Consider the following 15,217-nt stretch of genomic DNA (forward strand, 5'->3'; position numbering starts at 1 on the left):
CCCTCCGGCACGGACGGTAACTCCGCGTATCGAGAGTGTTAGACGAGACGTTCGTGGACATAGCACCATCTCCAGGTCGATCCCGGCTCCATGGCGGCAGCGAGCGGATGGTCGGTCTCCTGGTAGTGCGCCCGCGCGTGCCGGCGCGGCGAGTCGTCGGAACAGGCCACCCAGCCGCAGGTCAGGCACAGCCGTAGCGCCGTCCACCGGTCGCCCCGCGCCTCACACGCCGCGCAACCATGTGAGCGTGGCGCGACGGGCGTCACGCCGACCAGATGCTCACAGCGGGGCGCCGAGCCATGGGGCTGTACGGCACGCCCGAGGCCATGGCGCGGACCCTCATCTCGTGCTTCATCGAACCTCCCCTTCCGGGTGTCGCATCGCCCCCGGTCAGTACTCCAGTTCCGGGCGCAGGGGCCGCCATCCGATGAGGGACGTCCGGCTCGGACGCCGCCGGCGGGCTCGGGCGCGTGGAGGGCGCCTACTCCCACTTGAGCCCGCTCTCGGGTCGGATCGAACCGGGCAATACGGGCAGGGGTCATCAGTGGCGGTGATAACCGTCGGCCGGCGACGTTGAACTTCAGCGCGCACAGCGCTGTTACCCTCCTTGGAGGGGTCCAGCTGTTCCGGCCCGGAAGGCGGGAGACGTGGAACTGCGCCAGCTCCGCTATTTCGTCTCCGTCTCCGAGGAACTCAACTTCGGGCGCGCGGCGGCTCGCGAGCACATCGTGCAGTCGGCACTGAGCCAGCAGATACAGCGACTGGAGCGGGAGCTCGGAGTGCGCCTGCTGGAGCGCACCACGCACTACGTCGCCCTGACCCCGGCGGGGGCGGCCTTCCTGGTCGAGGCGCGGCAGATCCTCGCCCACGTGGAGCGCGCCGCCCAGGCCGCCCGGACCGCGCAGGGAACCGCGCCGGCGTTGCGGGTCGGCATCATCGACGCCAGCTACGACTCGATGCCGCAGATCCTGCACGAGGCCCAGGCGCGCTACCCCGACCTGGTGATCCACCAGATCGAGGCCGGCGTGCCCGAGCAGTACCAGCAGCTCGTCGACGGACGCCTGGACGTGGGCATCGGCCGCGCCGCCCACGCACCCAGCGCTATCGCCTCGCACCTGTTCCGCCAGGACCGCCTCGGCGTCCTGGTCCCCCGCGGGCACCGCTTCGCCGACCTGGACGCGGTACCGGTCGAGGCCCTCGCCCGCGAGCCGCTGCTGCTGGCCGAGGAGATGAAAGCCCCGGAATTCAACCAGTTCACCGTCGAGATGTGCCGCACCGCCGGCTTCACCCCGACGGTGCACCAGGGCACCGTCGACAGCATCCGCGCCGCGTCCACCCTGGTCGCCCAAGGCCGCTGCCTGTACTGCGTGCCCTCCTCCTGCATCTCCGCCCTCCCCGGGACGATCTGGCGGCCACTCACCGATCCCGCCTCCTTCTACCCCTGGTCGATCCTGTGGCGCGCCACCGACGACTCCCCTCACGTCCACGCCGTCGTCGCCTGCGCCCGGAGCATGTCCGAACGGCTCAGCTGGCTCACCACCGCCGACCAACCGAACGGCTGACCCGCCAACCGCCGATCGGCCCGGCCCGGGCGAGTGATCGGTCGTGGCGATCGAAAACGTCCGCGCCGCGATCGACCAGATCGCCCAGACGACGCTGCGCAAGGTGGCCGGGCAGCACACCCTGGACCAGACGCTGTCGGAGACCGACCGCATCAACGCCGACATCCGCGAGATCCTCGACGTCACCACCATCGCCTGGGGCGTGGAGGTGAGCCTGGTCGAGTTGAAGGACATCCAGCTCCCCGAGACCATGAAACGCGCCATGGCCAAGCAGGCCGAGGCCGAGCGGGAGAAGCGCGCCAAGATCATCAGCGCGGAGGGCGAATCGATGGCCGCCGCCGCCCTCGGCGACGCCTCGGACACGATGATGGCCCACCCCTTGCGCTGCAGCTGCGGAACCTGCAGAGCCTGGTCGAGATCGGCGTGGACAAGAACAGTACCGTGGTGTTCCCCGCGCCGCTGATGACCACCATCGCCGAACTTGGGGCCTTCCTCGCCCGCGAGAAGTCCGCCGCTCTTCCCGCCCTCACGCCCAACGACGCCCCGCAACCCGCCCCGACCACGGTCGTGGACCCGCCCGCTCCCACTGCCGGCACCTGAGAAGGCCCCCATCGGGAACTCCGTCGCTCACGCTCGGGTGCACGACCCTGAGCCACGCGGCCGGTCGACTCCATCCGCATCAGCACGCCGCCCCCGCCTCGCCATTCCGGTGGAGGCGGGCCGGTCTCCCGTCCCGCCATCGCGATGATCACTCGTCGGCCCCGCGCCCATCGGCATCCGGCCAACCAGCGCCGTTACGAGCAGCGCACCCGCGGGGAGCGGTTGGCCGACGCGGTCACCGCGGTGTTCGGATCGTGGCGGTTCATCATCGTGCAGACACTCATCGTGGCCGCCTGGATAGCCGTCAACCTGCTGGGCGCGCTCCTGCGCTGGGACCCTACCCGTTCATCCTGCTCAACCTGGTGTTCTCCACCCAAGCCGCCTACGTGGCCCCGCTGATCCCGCTCTCCCAGAACCGCCAAGCCGAGACCGACCGGCTGGAGGCCGAACACGACTACCGCGTCAACCAGCTCGCCCTGCAGTTCCTGATCGTCTGGCATCGCGACGCGCACGGACCCGACTGCCAGTGCGTCCACGATGCCAGCCATTCGCCGAAGAAGCCCTCGCCCATCTCCGGCGCGATGTCCCACCCGCATTCTGATCCGTCGACTCGCCGGTCGCCGTCCGCGATGCGACTCCGGCAAGCTCTGAAAGAGATGAGCCGTGCTCGAATACCTCATAGCCATCACTCGACGGATCATCTTCACTGGGCAGTGATCCGCCATGTCGGGGGACCGGCCGGATCTCTCCGGGGCCGCCCGTTGGAAGGACGACTCGGGCGGCCTCGGACGATCCCGGTCCTCGAACCAGTCGACGACGAGGCACCACCCCACTTGAGGTCGGGATTGCCGTCACCGCGTGACCGCGTTCGGCCCGCGCTTCTTCAGGTGCGACCGAGGTGTGACCGGCCTCGGTGATGAACATTTCTCGACCTGCCCATATCCATCGGCACACGAATGGCATTTGATGACGGAATGAGCAGTGAACTTCACCGGCATTCGCGAGACGCAATCTTCTCGTCGGCACCTGATTCTTGTTCGGCCTCGCTGTGACTTTTTTGGTTTCGGCTGCGAAAAGGGCAGGCGGATCATATGACCCTCTCTCTGGTATTCGCTGTCATCGTCATAGTGATCGTCGCGGCCGCGGTGGCGGCGCTGGTCACGTGGACGATGCGGCGGCGCGACGGGCTGCGCAGGCAGTTCGGACCGGAGTACGACCGCACCGTGGAGGCCATCGGGAACCGGCGTGAGGCCGAGCGCCAGTTGGTGAGCAGGCGAAACGGCGTCGAGCACATGGATCTGCATCCCCTGGACCCGGCGGCCCGGCAGGCTTACCACGCCGAGTGGGCCCGCGTGCAGGAACGGTTTGTGGACGCCCCCGAGGACGCGCTGTCCGACGCCGACCGGCTCGTCAGTCGCGTCATGGCGGACCGCGGATACGGAACGCAGGATTACGAGCAGCGGGTCGCCGATCTGTCGGTCGGGCATTCTCGCGTCTTGGATCACTATCGGAGGGCCCACAGGATCAGCGCCCGCGCGGCCGGGCAGGGGGCCTCGACCGAGGTGCTCCGCCAGGCCAGGGCCATTACCGCACCCTCTTCGAGGAATTGCTCGACGGCGGCGCCGCCGGCACGGCACCCTCCACCGTCGGCGCCGAGGGCGACCCGCGGCATCGAACGGCCACCGATCACTCCAACACCCCCGAGGATGGCTGAGATCCATGACCGAATACGACCGCCTCACGCCGAAGACGCTCACCCCCGTGGAGGGCCCCGCAGAAGGCTCCGCGGCCGCGTCGGCCGAAATCGGACCCCAAGCACGGTCCGCGAGCGGCGATGAAAGCGTCCAGGAGAACCCGACCGAGGAGGCCGGGCGGAGATGAGGGTGAGCACTGGCCGTAGGGGGCCTAGGGTCGGCAAACCCGACCCTAGGCCCAGCGGTCGCTGGGCCTTAGCGACGCTCCTGCTCTGGGCGGCCGCGACGGACTGGGCCTGATGGCTCGGTGTGGCCTGGTTGAACACCGGGACAGGGCGCGGGGCGGTTCGCGGCTCTTCCAGTCCTGTGTGAACCGTCCGGATGACGGGGGAGGCGGCCGGGTTCACTAACGAACGGCTAACAAACGATCAAGAGGCCGGTTCTCCGTGGTGGAGAAACGGCCTCTGAGCTGGTACTTCTTGTCGGGACGGCGGGATTTGAACCCACGACCCCTTGACCCCCAGTCAAGTGCGCTGCCAAACTGCGCTACGTCCCGGTGCCCGCTCTGGGCGGGCGTGTTCACTGTAGCGCAGTCCGCGGGGTCGTGCGTACCGGGATTGCGGGCCCCGTCGATCGTTGGGCGGGGCGGATGGGGTCTGTGCGGGCCGTGGTCGGCGGGGTGTTGTGCGCCGGGATGCTGTGCGGGTGCGGGGGAGGGGCTCGGCCGGTGAGTGGGAGTCCTGAGCCCGAGGTGACGACGGCGACCGCGGGGCCGGCGAAGGTCGTGCCTCGGGTGCCTGAGGGTGTTCGGGCTTCCTATGTGGTCTTCGATGTCCGGGCCGGGCGGGTGGTCGCGGAGCGGGAGGCGCGGCGGGTGTTCCGGGCGGCTTCCGTGGTGAAGATCCTCATCGCGCTGGACTATCTGGAGCGGCATCGGGCTTCGGCGGCGGATCGGGAGCTGCTGGAGGTGATGCTGCGGTCCAGTGACGATGGGGCGGCCACGGAGTTGTGGGGGCGGGGCGGGCAGGGGGAGATCGTCGAGCGGATGGCGCGGCGGCTGGGGTTGGAGGAGGCGGCGCCGCCGCCTGCGGAGAAGCCCGGGTTCTGGGGGTATGCGGCGCTGAGTGCGCGGGATGTCGTGACGATGTACCGGCATGTGGACGGTTTCGTTCTGGAGCAGTTGCGGCGGGCGACGCCGCGGGGGACGGACGGGTTCGATCAGACGTTCGGGATTCCGCGGGTGGCGGACGGGGCGGCCGTCAAGCAGGGGTGGTCGGGGTTCGAGGCGGGGGCGCGGCCGGCCCTGGTGCGGCCCGATCTCGGCCTCGGGAGGCCCGTGCTGCACACGACCGGGGTGGTCGGGGACAAGATCGTGGTGGTGCTGACGCTGTGGCCGGCGGGTACGTCGTACCGGGAGGCGTCGCGGGGGATCACGGCGTTGACCAGGGACGTCCTGCGAGCGTGACGGGCGTCACAGGGTGGGGAAGGGTTCCGTGCGGGGCGGGTCATCGGAAGTGGTCGGGTTCGGGCGGGAACGGAAAACCCGGGCAAAGATCTGGGCTGTTTACCAGGTTGTGGGCGAATAGTCCTTCGCTGGCGTATGTAGCTTTTTTCTCCCAGGGGCAGGTGACGCCGAACGGGGGACAGGGTTGGCGGAAGCGGAAGGCACCCAGCCCGGGGTGCACGTTGCGGACCTGGAGGACCTTCGGGGGGCCGCGCACGACCGCGCGGTGCTGGCCGAGGCGCGGGTCGTGCTGGCCCGGCGGCTCGGCGTCCCGCCGGGGGAGGCTCTGCAGCATCTGATCTGGCTTGCGCGCGATCTGGAGATGGACCTGGCGGAGGCGGCGTCCCTGCTGGTCAAGGACAGCGGCGGCGGGCCGGTCGGGGCGGTGCTCGCGGGGCGGCGGGCGCCGCGGGCCGAGGGCGGCGCGGCGGAGCGCCAGGCGGTGCTGTCGGAGGCGGAGGAGGTCCTGCGCCGGGTGACGGCGGAGGACACGGCGGGGGACGCGGAGATCCTCGCCGAGGTGGGGGACGACCCCGTGGCGCGGGCGCTGCTGGACGGGACGCTCGACTCCTGCGCCCACCTGGTGCCGGTCGTCGGCCCCGACGGCGCCGTGGCGGACTTCCTGTACGCCGACCTCAACGGCGTCGCCAAGGACATGTTCGGGCGCGGCAGGGAGGAGCTGACGGGGCTCCGGCTGCTGCGCACGGATCCGGGGGCGGTCCTCAGCGGGCTGTTCGAGGAGTACGTGGAGGTCTGGGAGTCGGGGACGCGGCTGGAGCGCGACTCGTTCTCCTACACCACGGCGCAGCGGGGGCTGTCCCGCTCGTCCCGGATGAGCGTGCGGTGCGTCCGGGTGTCGACCGGGGTCTGCGTCACGTGGCGGTACCACTTCGCGGAGGACCGTGTCGCGCGGCGGATGGAGCGGGTGGAGCGGCTGGCGCTGATCGGCTTCGGGGAGTGGGACCTCGCGACCGGGGAGGCCGACTGGACGCCGCAGATGCTGGCGAACTACGGCCTCGACCCCGAGGAGGTGCCGCCGATGCCGCACGACCTGCCGAAGGTCGTGGCGGAGGACGACCTCCCGCTGATGGAGGAGGCCATCCAGACGATGTTCTCCCGCAAGGAGCCGGTGGAGGCCGAGCACCGGGTGATCGCGCCGGACGGGACGCCGCGGCACCTGTGGCTGTTCGCCGAGCCGGTGCTGGGCGAGTCCGGGCTGCCGATCTCGATCAATATCGTCTCGCAGGACATCACCCGGCGGCGCGGGGTGGAGCGGGCGCTGGCCGAGACCCGGCGGCAGATGCTGAAGCAGCAGGCGCGGACGGCGCAGGAGCGGCGGGTCGCGGTGACGCTGCGCCGCGCGATCCTGCCGGACGAGGACGAGATCGAGGAGCTGCCGGGCCTGACGGTGGCGCTGCGCAGCCTGGCGGCGGAGAGCACCGCCCGCATCGGCGGGGACTGGTTCGCGACGCGGGTGCTGCCGGACGGGCGGGCCGTGTTCGCGATCGGCGACGCGGCCGGGCACGGGCTGCCCGCGGCGGCCGCGATGGCGCGCACGAGGAACGGGCTGCTGGGCCTCGCGTGCACGGGCGAGCCCGCGGGGCGGCTGGTCGGCTGGCTGAACGAGCTGGTCGGGAACATGGACCCGCCGGCGACGGGCACCGCGATCGTCGGGCATTTCGACCCGGCCCGCCGGGTGTTGGAGTGGACGTGCGCGGGCCATCCGCCGCCGATCCTGGTCCGGGACGGCTGGGCGGCGCCGCTGGAGGTGGTCCGCGACCCGATGCTCGGTGCGATGCCCGGCTGGCAGTACACGACGATCACCACCGAGCTCGACCCCGGGGACATGCTGTTCCTCTACACGGACGGCCTGGTGGAGCGCAGGGACGCGGACCTGGACGAGCGCATCGAGCGCCTCACCGGCATCTTGCGGGATGCCTCGACCCGCCCCGACCAGGTGCTGGACGAGGTCCTGGCGCGGATGGAGCACGACCGGGCGGCGGACGACACCACGCTTTTCGCGCTGCGCGTCGAGTGACGAAGCGCACCCGGATCCGGTGGCGGGCAGGCCCTGTGAGCTAGGCCGCATGAGAACGGCCCCCGCAGGCCCCGCGAAGGGTGCGGCGGGGCATGCGGCCCGGAACCCCCCGGGTTTCTTTACCCTTTGGGCATTGGCTTGTAAGGCCCATGGGCAAAGGGCTGAGGGCCAGTTCGGTAAAGATCGGGAAGATGCCGGGGCCTGACGGTGTTGAAGGATCCTTGGAAGGGCTTTGAGCAGGCAAGACAGAGATTTGTGCCTGGTTTGCTTTTCCTCAGAAGGTTGGTACCTTCTATCCGGAATCCCGCAACGCACCCCATGCGTTGCCGCGCCGGTCGTCCGTTCCCAGGGCGGCCGAGGATCGCGGAGCGGTATCCGCACGCGATGCGCGCCAGACGATGCGCGCACCCCTCAGAGATCAGTCACTGAGATACATCCGATAAGTCTGCGCCGCATGTGCGGTGCGAGGCCGAGTCCGTGCCGGTCGAAGCGACCGGACGGAGCCGGGGACCCAACGTTCCAGGGGTGAATCGGCGCGACCCAGAGCCGCGCCGTAGGGCTGCTTCCATGCCCGAATCCGTCAGCTAACCCGGTAGGCGTCATGGAAGATAGGAGATTCCCTGCATGACCGGTCGTTTCGATCGACTTTCGCTCAACCGCTTCTCCCCCGAGGACAAGGCCGTCGGCGTCGCCGTGGGCGCCGTGCTCACCGGAGCCGTCGGACTCGCCGTCCTCAACCCCCTCGCCGGCGGCAGCGCCGCGGCCGAGACCCCGGCCCAGGCGAAGGCGGCCGTGGTGGCCGAGCAGGGCACCGCGTCGAAGCAGTCCACGTCGAAGCAGTCCGCGGGCATGACCCAGGCCGAGGCCCGCGAGGCCGGCTGGGGCGTCGCGCCGCGTCCGGTCAAGGCCTCCGAGGCCATCGCGCTCGCCAAGAAGCAGGTCGGCATCAGCGAGGGCAAGGGCGGCCAGACCAAGTTCCACAAGTGGTACGTCTCGACCCCGCACGCCAAGGCCACCGCCCAGCGCGACGGCGGCTTCTCGGTCAAGGCCTACAACGGCGCCCAGTGGTGCGACATGTTCGTGTCCTGGGTCGGGGCCCACACCGGCGTGAAGAACATGGGCTGGGACGCCTACACCGTCCAGCACGCCACCTGGTTCAAGAAGGCCGACCGCTGGGGCGACAAGCCCAAGCCCGGCGCCGTGGTGTTCTTCGACTGGAAGGACGGCTCGAAGGGCAGCATCGGCGACATCGACCACGTCGGCCTCGTCGTGAAGGACAACGGCAACGGCAAGATCAGCACGGTCGAGGGCAACAGCAACGACAAGGTGGAGAAGAAGGTCCGCGACAAGTCCGAGGTCGTCGGCTACGGCTACCCGGAGTACGCGTCCTGACGCTCCTCCCCCTAGCGCACGCATCGAAGGCGCCCGGCTCCGGCCGGGCGCCTTCGGGCGTTCCTGGAGGTGTGTCCTAAGTCGCCGTTGAAGGCGAGTAATGGGAAGCATTGACAGCCTTTGATGCTCCTTGGACCTCACTGGGGCGTTCCTGGAAAGGAATCCCTGGCAACGCGTCCGACCGGTCTCCGGCCCCGGCGGCCGGTCCGGTGCGCGGCGGGACCGGTGAGGGGAGGCCGAGCGGGTGCGCCCGGATGTCAGCGTGGTGGTGATCGCCTACAACGACGCCCGGCGGCTTCCCCATGCGGTCGCCTCGACGCTGGAGCAGTCCCTGGGCGGCGTCGAGACCGTGATCGTCGACGACGCCAGCACCGACGGCACCGGGGAGGTCGCCGATCGGATCGCCGCCGCGCGGCCCGGCCGGGTCCGGGCGGTGCACCTGCCGGTGAACTCCGGCGGCTGCGGCCGGCCCCGCAACGCGGGCGTCGAGGCCTCGTCCGGCCGGTACGTGATGTTCCTCGACAGCGACGACCTGCTGGACCGGCACGCCTGCCTCAACCTGCTCGCCACCGCCGAGGACACCGGCGCCGACCTGGTCTCCGGGCTGTGCGAGCGGGTCTTCCTGGACATGCCGGAGGGGGCGAAGGGGCGCGTCCGCCCCTGGTACCCCTGGCTGTACGAGCGCAGCGCCGTCTACGGGTCGCTGCGCGAGAACCCCGGTCTCCTTTACGACACCCTCTCCACCAACAAGGCGTACCGGCGCGGGTTCCTGGAGGAGCAGGGGCTGCGGTTCGTGGAGCGGCTGCACTACGAGGACCTGCTGTTCACCGCCGAGGCCTACCTGGCGGCGGAGCGGACCGCGCTGATCCCGCACCGCGTCTACCGCTGGCTCGTCCGGCGGCGGACGGGGGCACCGTCGATCTCCAACCGGCGGTCCGAGCCGGCCAACTTCGCCGACCGGCTGGAGATCCACCGGCGCATCGACATGCTGTTCGCGCTGCGCGGCGCGCACGATCTGCGGCGCGCCAAGGACGTGAAGTTCGTCAACCACGACCTGCTGCTCTACCTGCGGGAACTGCGCGGCCGCGACCCCGCCCACCGGGACCGGTTCCTGGAGCTCGCGGCCGGCTACCTGGCCGAGCTGGACCCGCGCGTGTTCGAGCTGGCCAACCCGCTGCCCGCGATCGCCGCGTACCTGATCCGCGAGGGCGACCACGCCGGGGCGCTGGCCGCCGCCGAGTACCGGCCCCCGCGCCGGCCCGTGCTCCGCGCCCGGCTGGTGGAGCGGGACGGGCGGGTCTTCTGGGGCGAGGGCGGGCCCCGCGGGGGGCTCGGCCGCCGGATCCTGGACGTCACCGGCCTCGGCTTCCACGTCCGGCCCCTGAAGGAGCTGTGCCCGGCCGGGACCGTGACGCGGCTGGAGACGCGCGGCGGCCGCGCACTGATCGCCGGGCATGTGCCGAACCCGCTGCGCCGGATCCCGCTGGACGCCGAGCTGGCCGGGACGCTGGAGTTCCGCGACCGGCGCCGCAGGGCGCGCCGGGCGCGGGTCCGCGTCGCCGTCCGGCACGAGGGCGACCGCCTGGCCTGGCGGGCGGAGTTCGACCCGGCCGCCGAGATCAGGCCGCTCGGATTCGCCGACCCCGTCTGGGACGCGTGGCTGCGCGTCCGGGCGGACGGCGAGGACATGGTCTGCCGCCTCGGCGAGGGCCGTGGATCGCCGCCGCTGGAGGGCGTCGCGCTGCCCGTCCGGCCCCGGCTGACGCGGCTGGCCGGAGACAGCCTCCGCTCCCGCCTCACCGGCCGCGGCGACCTGGCGTTCACGCTGGAGGCGGCGAGCCCGTGGGCGCGGCTGGCGAGGGCCGCCGCGCGGCGCGCCGCCACCTCGGCGCCGGGGCGGCTCGCCTGGCGCCGCGTCCGGGCGGTGCGGCGGGCGGCGGCCCGGCGGCTCACCGCGCGCCGGACCAAGATCGCCGTGTTCAACCGGGTGCTCAGCAGGCTGCCCGTCCGGACCGGCCTGGTGGTCTTCGAGAGCCATCTCGGACGCCACTACTCCGACAACCCGAAGTACCTCTACCGGGAGCTGCGCGGGACGGGGCGGCCGATCACGGCGGTGTGGGCGTACGCGTCCTCCCCGAAGGGGTTCCCCAAGGACGCCGTGCTCGTCCGCCGGGGTTCGTGGCGGTACTTCCTGGCGCTGGCGCGCGCCCAGTTCTGGGTGGACAACCAGGGCTTCCCCGAGGGCCTGCGCAAACGCCGTGAGACCACCTATATCCAGACCTGGCACGGCTCGGCCGTCAAGCCCATGGGCCTCGACCAGCCCCGCCTGAAGAGGGCCTCCGCCGGCGAGAGGGCCCGGCTGCGGCGGATGGTGGAGCGCTACGACTGCTTCCTGGTGCGCTCCGGGCACGACGTCGAGACGCTGTGCGCCGGCCTCGGGGTGCGCTCCGAGCTGCTCCCGGCCGGCTATCCCCGCAACGACCCCCTGGTCAACGGGGTGGACGGCGATCCGGAGCTGGCCGCCGAGGTCGCCGCGCTCCGCACGTCCCTCGGCCTGGACGATGGGCGCCGCGCCGTCCTGTACGCGCCGACCTTCTCCACCGGGCCGGACGGGCGCCCCGGCGGGCTGCTGGAGCCGCCCATCGACCCCGAGGTGTTCGCGCGGGAGCTGGGGGAGCAGTACGTGCTGCTCGTCCGGCCCCACTACCTGTGCAAGGCCAACGTCCCGCCCGGCGCCCGCGCGGTCATGCGGGACGTCGGCGCGGTGCCCGACGCCACGCTCCTGCTGCTGCTCGCGGACGCCCTCGTCACCGACCACTCCTCGATCATGTTCGACTTCGCGCTGCTGGACCGGCCGATCGTCCTGCACCTGCCGGACGGCCGCGACCTCGCCCCCGGATACCTCGACCTGAACCGGGAAGGGCCCGGGCCGATCACCCGCACCGAGCGGGAACTCGTCGCCGCACTGGCCGGGCTGGACGCGGCCGAGGCCGTCCACGGCCCCCGGCGCCGCGCGTTCGCCGCGCGCTTCGGCGAGCACGACCGGGGCACCGCCGCCCGGATGGTGGCGGACCGCTACTTCCCGGCCGCACGGCCGGGCCGCAGGAGTGAACGCACGAGCCGCAGGGGGAGCAGCCATGGCCGCACCGCGTGACGTCTTCATCGTGTGCAACAACGCCGACGACATGGGCGGGCTGCAGCGCTGGGCGCACCACATGGCGCGCCTGCTGGCCGGGCGCGGGGACCGCGTCACCCTCGTGGGGATCACCCGCGGCGCGGAGCCGTACCACCACGACCGCGACGGCTCCTACGCCGTCGAGGTGCTGCACCGGGAATGGCGGGCGCCGGTGCTGGCGTGGCGGCCGAAGAGCACGCTGCAGAAGCTGAACCCGGCGGCGCGCGCGCGGGATTTGCGGCGGACGGCGGCTCAGCGGCGCGGCGCCGGGCGCCTGTCGGAGCTGTTCGCCGCCGCCGGGCCCGGGGCGGTGGTGATCGTGGCGCAGGTGTGGGCGATGGAGTGGGTGCGGCTGGCCGACACGTCCGGGCTGCGGGTAGTGGCGATGAGCCACGAGTCGTACGAGGCCACCCGCAAGTCGACCCGGTACCGGAGGATCAGGGAGCACTACGCCGGCGCGGACCGGATGCTGGTGCTGACGGCCGAGGACGCCGACGCCTGGGCCAGGGACGGCATGACCAACGTCGACCACATCCCGAACCCGCTGCATGTGACGCCGGCCGTCCACCCGACGCTGGACCTCCCGGTGGTCGCCTGCGTCGGGCGCCTGTCCCACGAGAAGGGCGTCGACCTGATGCTGGAGGCGTGGGAGGCGGTCCGCGCGCGCCATCCGGACTGGCGCCTCCACGTCTACGGCGGCGGCCCGAAGGAGGCGGAGCTGCGGGCGCGGGCGGACGCCGCCGGGCTGTCGGGCTCCGTGGAGTTCCGGGGGGTGGTCACCGACGTCGAGCAGGCGCTGGTCGAGGCGTCGGTGCTCGCGCTGCCGTCGCGGGCGGAGGGCTTCCCGATGTCGGTGCTGGAGGCCATGGCGTACGGGCTGCCGACGGTGGCGTTCGACTGCGCACCGGGCGTCCGCGCGCTGCTCGGGGCCGGCGAGGAGAGCGGCGTCCTGGTCGAGCCGGGCGACACGGCCGCGTTCGCCGCCGCGCTGGACCGCCTCATGGGGGACCCGGAGGAGCGCCGCGCCCTCGGCGCCGCGGCCCGGGCGTCGGTGCTGCGCTTCCACCCCGACGCCGTCCTCGCCCGCTGGGACCGGTTGTTCGACCTGCTGCACCGGGAGCCGCCGCCCGTGCCCGAGCGCGCGCCCGCGCCCGCCCGCGAGCCGGCGGCCGCGCCCGCGGCGGAACCCGCCCTGGGGAGAGATTCTTTCTAACAACTGTTTGGTAGAGTCCCTGGCGTGAAGCAGAACGAGTCGCCGGCGGACCGCGCGTTCCGCGCCGAGGTCCGCGACTGGCTCCAGACGAACCTCTCGGGCGAGTTCGCGCACGCCCGCGGGCTCGGCGGACCCGGCCGCGAGCACGAGGCGTTCGAGGAGCGGCTGGCCTGGGAACGGCACATGGCCGCGGCCGGCTGGACGTGCGTCGGCTGGCCGCGCGAGTACGGCGGCCGCGGCGCCACCGTCGAGCAGCAGGTGATCTTCCACGAGGAGTACGCGCTCGCCGACGGCCCCGCCCGCGTCAACCACATCGGCGAGAACCTGCTCGGCCCCACGATCATCGCGTTCGGCACCGACGAGCAGCGCGCCCGGTTCCTCCCCCCGATCGTGGCGGTCGAGGAGCTGTGGTGCCAGGGCTACTCCGAGCCCGACGCCGGCTCCGACCTCGCCAACGTGCAGACCCGCGCCGAACTGTCCGGCGACCACTGGACGGTCAACGGCCAGAAGGTGTGGACGTCGCTCGCCCTCGAAGCCGACTGGTGCTTCGTCGTCTGCCGCACCGAGCCCGGCTCGTCCCGCCACAAGGGCCTGTCGTACCTGCTCGTCCCGATGCGGCAGGACGGCGTCGACATCCGGCCGATCATCCAGCTCACCGGCACCTCCGAGTTCAACGAGGTCTTCTTCGACGGCGCCCGCACCGACGCCGGCAACATCGTCGGCGCGCCCGGCGAGGGCTGGAAGATCGCGATGGCCACGCTCGGGTTCGAGCGCGGCGTCGCGACCCTCGGCCAGCAGGTCGGGTTCGCCCGCGAGTTCGAGGGCGTCGCCGACCTCGCCCGCCGCACCGGCGCCATCGACGACCCGCTGCTGCGCGACCGGCTCACCCGGTCCTACATGGGCCTGGAGATCATGCGGCTGAACGCGGTGCGGACCATGGCGGGCGTCGCCGCCGGCGCCCCCGGCCCCGAGTCGTCCATCTCCAAGCTCGTCTGGGGCACCTGGCACCGCGAGCTCGGCGAGCTGGCCATGGACGTCCTCGGCGCCGCCGGGCTCGTCGCCGATGGTGAGCCCCACGAGCGCTCTTCGGGCGAAGCCCAGGGGGTCCGGGGGTCCGCCCCCGGGGGAGACTACGACCTCAACGACTGGCAGCGGCTGTTCCTGTTCTCCCGCTCCGACACGATCTACGCCGGGTCGAACGAGATCCAGCGCAACATCATCGCCGAGCGCGTGCTCGGGCTCCCGAGAGAGGCACGCGGATGACGCCCCCGCCCTACGTCCCCGGCCACGGCCTGCTGAAGGACCGCGCCGTCGTGATCACCGCCGCCGCCGGCGCCGGGATCGGCGGCGCCACCGCCCGCCGCTGCCTGGAGGAGGGCGCCCGCGTCCTGATCTCCGACACGCACGAGCGGCGGCTCACCGCCTCCGCGCAGGAACTGGAGAAGGAGTTCGGCGCCGACCGCGTCGCCGCGCTGCCCTGCGACGTCACCTCCGAGGAGCAGGTCCAGGCGCTGTACGCGCTCGCCGTCGAGCGCTACGGCCGCGTCGACGTCGCCGTCAACAACGCCGGGCTCGGCGGGACGGCCGACCTCGTCGACATGGCCGACGAGCAGTGGGACCGCGTCATCGACATCACCCTCAACGGCACCATGCGCTGCACCCGCGCCGCCCTGCGCACCATGCGCGACCAGGGCTCCGGCGTCATCGTCAACAACGCCTCCGTGATCGGCTGGCGGGCGCAGAAGGGCCAGTCCCACTACGCCGCCGCCAAGGCCGGCGTCATGGCCCTCACCCGCTGCGCCGCGCTGGAGGCCGCCGACCACGGCGTCCGGATCAACGCCGTGTCGCCGTCCCTCGCCATGCACCCGCACCTGGTGAAGGTCACGTCGGAGGAACTGCTGGACGAGCTGACACGGCGCGAGGCGTTCGGGCGCTACGCGGAGCCGTGGGAGGTGGCCAACGTTATCGTCTTCCTGGCCAGCGACTACTCGTCCTACATGACGGGCGAGGTCGTCTCCGTCTCCTCCCAGCACGCATAG

12 protein-coding genes, 1 tRNA gene, 1 pseudogene and 1 riboswitch are annotated in these 15,217 nt (G+C 71.9%); of the genes and pseudogenes, 12 read left to right on the forward strand and 2 right to left on the reverse strand.

Going from position 1 to position 15,217, the window contains the following annotated elements; all coding sequences use genetic code 11:
- Positions 1 to 38 precede the first annotated feature (38 nt).
- Positions 39 to 542 (reverse strand): UBP-type zinc finger domain-containing protein, encoded by a 504-nt coding sequence (locus tag ACGFI1_RS42475; protein ID WP_392793350.1) that lies wholly within the window; start codon positions 540 to 542, stop codon positions 39 to 41.
- A 105-nt stretch (positions 543 to 647) separates the two neighbouring features.
- Between ACGFI1_RS42475 and ACGFI1_RS42480 the strand changes: the two genes are divergently transcribed.
- From ACGFI1_RS42480 to ACGFI1_RS42500, 5 genes and pseudogenes are all read left to right on the forward strand, one after another.
- Entirely contained in the window at positions 648 to 1,562 is a 915-nt protein-coding gene (locus ACGFI1_RS42480) for a LysR family transcriptional regulator (protein WP_392793351.1), read from the forward strand.
- 43 nt (positions 1,563 to 1,605) lie between these two features.
- Positions 1,606 to 2,025 carry an SPFH domain-containing protein gene (locus ACGFI1_RS42485; protein ID WP_392793353.1) on the forward strand — a complete coding sequence of 140 codons (420 nt, stop codon included), beginning with the start codon at positions 1,606 to 1,608 and terminating at the stop codon, positions 2,023 to 2,025.
- Positions 1,986 to 2,162: a hypothetical protein gene (locus ACGFI1_RS42490; RefSeq protein ID WP_392793354.1), complete on the forward strand. Its 177-nt coding sequence runs from the start codon at positions 1,986 to 1,988 to the stop codon at positions 2,160 to 2,162. Before ACGFI1_RS42485 ends, ACGFI1_RS42490 begins: the two co-directional genes overlap by 40 nt.
- 144 nt (positions 2,163 to 2,306) lie before the next feature.
- A pseudogene (locus tag ACGFI1_RS42495) lies at positions 2,307 to 3,079 on the forward strand (DUF1003 domain-containing protein).
- A gap of 174 nt (positions 3,080 to 3,253) precedes the next feature.
- A complete protein-coding gene (locus ACGFI1_RS42500) occupies positions 3,254 to 4,000 on the forward strand; it encodes a hypothetical protein (protein WP_392793355.1) in 747 nt (248 codons plus the stop codon).
- A 338-nt stretch (positions 4,001 to 4,338) separates the two neighbouring features.
- Here ACGFI1_RS42500 and ACGFI1_RS42505 read toward each other — a convergent pair.
- Positions 4,339 to 4,412: transfer RNA gene (locus ACGFI1_RS42505), tRNA-Pro, on the reverse strand.
- A 237-nt stretch (positions 4,413 to 4,649) separates the two neighbouring features.
- On the opposite strand from ACGFI1_RS42505, the gene ACGFI1_RS42510 reads away from it, so the two are divergent.
- From ACGFI1_RS42510 to ACGFI1_RS42540, 7 genes are all read left to right on the forward strand, one after another.
- Positions 4,650 to 5,321, forward strand: coding sequence for a hypothetical protein (locus ACGFI1_RS42510; protein ID WP_392793356.1), 672 nt, complete (start codon positions 4,650 to 4,652; stop codon positions 5,319 to 5,321).
- A gap of 214 nt (positions 5,322 to 5,535) precedes the next feature.
- Entirely contained in the window at positions 5,536 to 7,398 is a 1,863-nt protein-coding gene (locus ACGFI1_RS42515; protein WP_301176054.1) for a PP2C family protein-serine/threonine phosphatase, read from the forward strand.
- Between the two features lie 457 nt (positions 7,399 to 7,855).
- A riboswitch (cyclic di-AMP (ydaO/yuaA leader) is annotated at positions 7,856 to 8,012 on the forward strand.
- Positions 8,013 to 8,022: 10 nt separating this feature from the next.
- On the forward strand, positions 8,023 to 8,790 hold the full coding sequence (locus tag ACGFI1_RS42520) for a C40 family peptidase (protein WP_138642010.1): 768 nt from the start codon (positions 8,023 to 8,025) through the stop codon (positions 8,788 to 8,790).
- A gap of 244 nt (positions 8,791 to 9,034) precedes the next feature.
- The gene (locus tag ACGFI1_RS42525) at positions 9,035 to 11,944 is read left to right on the forward strand and encodes a bifunctional glycosyltransferase/CDP-glycerol:glycerophosphate glycerophosphotransferase (protein WP_392793358.1); all 2,910 of its coding nucleotides are present in this window, start codon (positions 9,035 to 9,037) and stop codon (positions 11,942 to 11,944) included.
- Entirely contained in the window at positions 11,928 to 13,178 is a 1,251-nt protein-coding gene (locus ACGFI1_RS42530) for a glycosyltransferase (RefSeq protein WP_387075989.1), read from the forward strand. Before ACGFI1_RS42525 ends, ACGFI1_RS42530 begins: the two co-directional genes overlap by 17 nt.
- A gap of 24 nt (positions 13,179 to 13,202) precedes the next feature.
- Positions 13,203 to 14,441, forward strand: a complete 1,239-nt coding sequence (locus ACGFI1_RS42535) for an acyl-CoA dehydrogenase family protein (RefSeq protein ID WP_386875667.1) — start codon at positions 13,203 to 13,205, stop codon at positions 14,439 to 14,441.
- Positions 14,438 to 15,217: an SDR family oxidoreductase gene (locus tag ACGFI1_RS42540; RefSeq protein ID WP_386875665.1), complete on the forward strand. Its 780-nt coding sequence runs from the start codon at positions 14,438 to 14,440 to the stop codon at positions 15,215 to 15,217. Before ACGFI1_RS42535 ends, ACGFI1_RS42540 begins: the two co-directional genes overlap by 4 nt.

The organism is Actinomadura geliboluensis, from assembly GCF_043197915.1.
Taxonomy (GTDB): Bacteria; Actinomycetota; Actinomycetes; order Streptosporangiales; family Streptosporangiaceae; genus Spirillospora; species Spirillospora geliboluensis.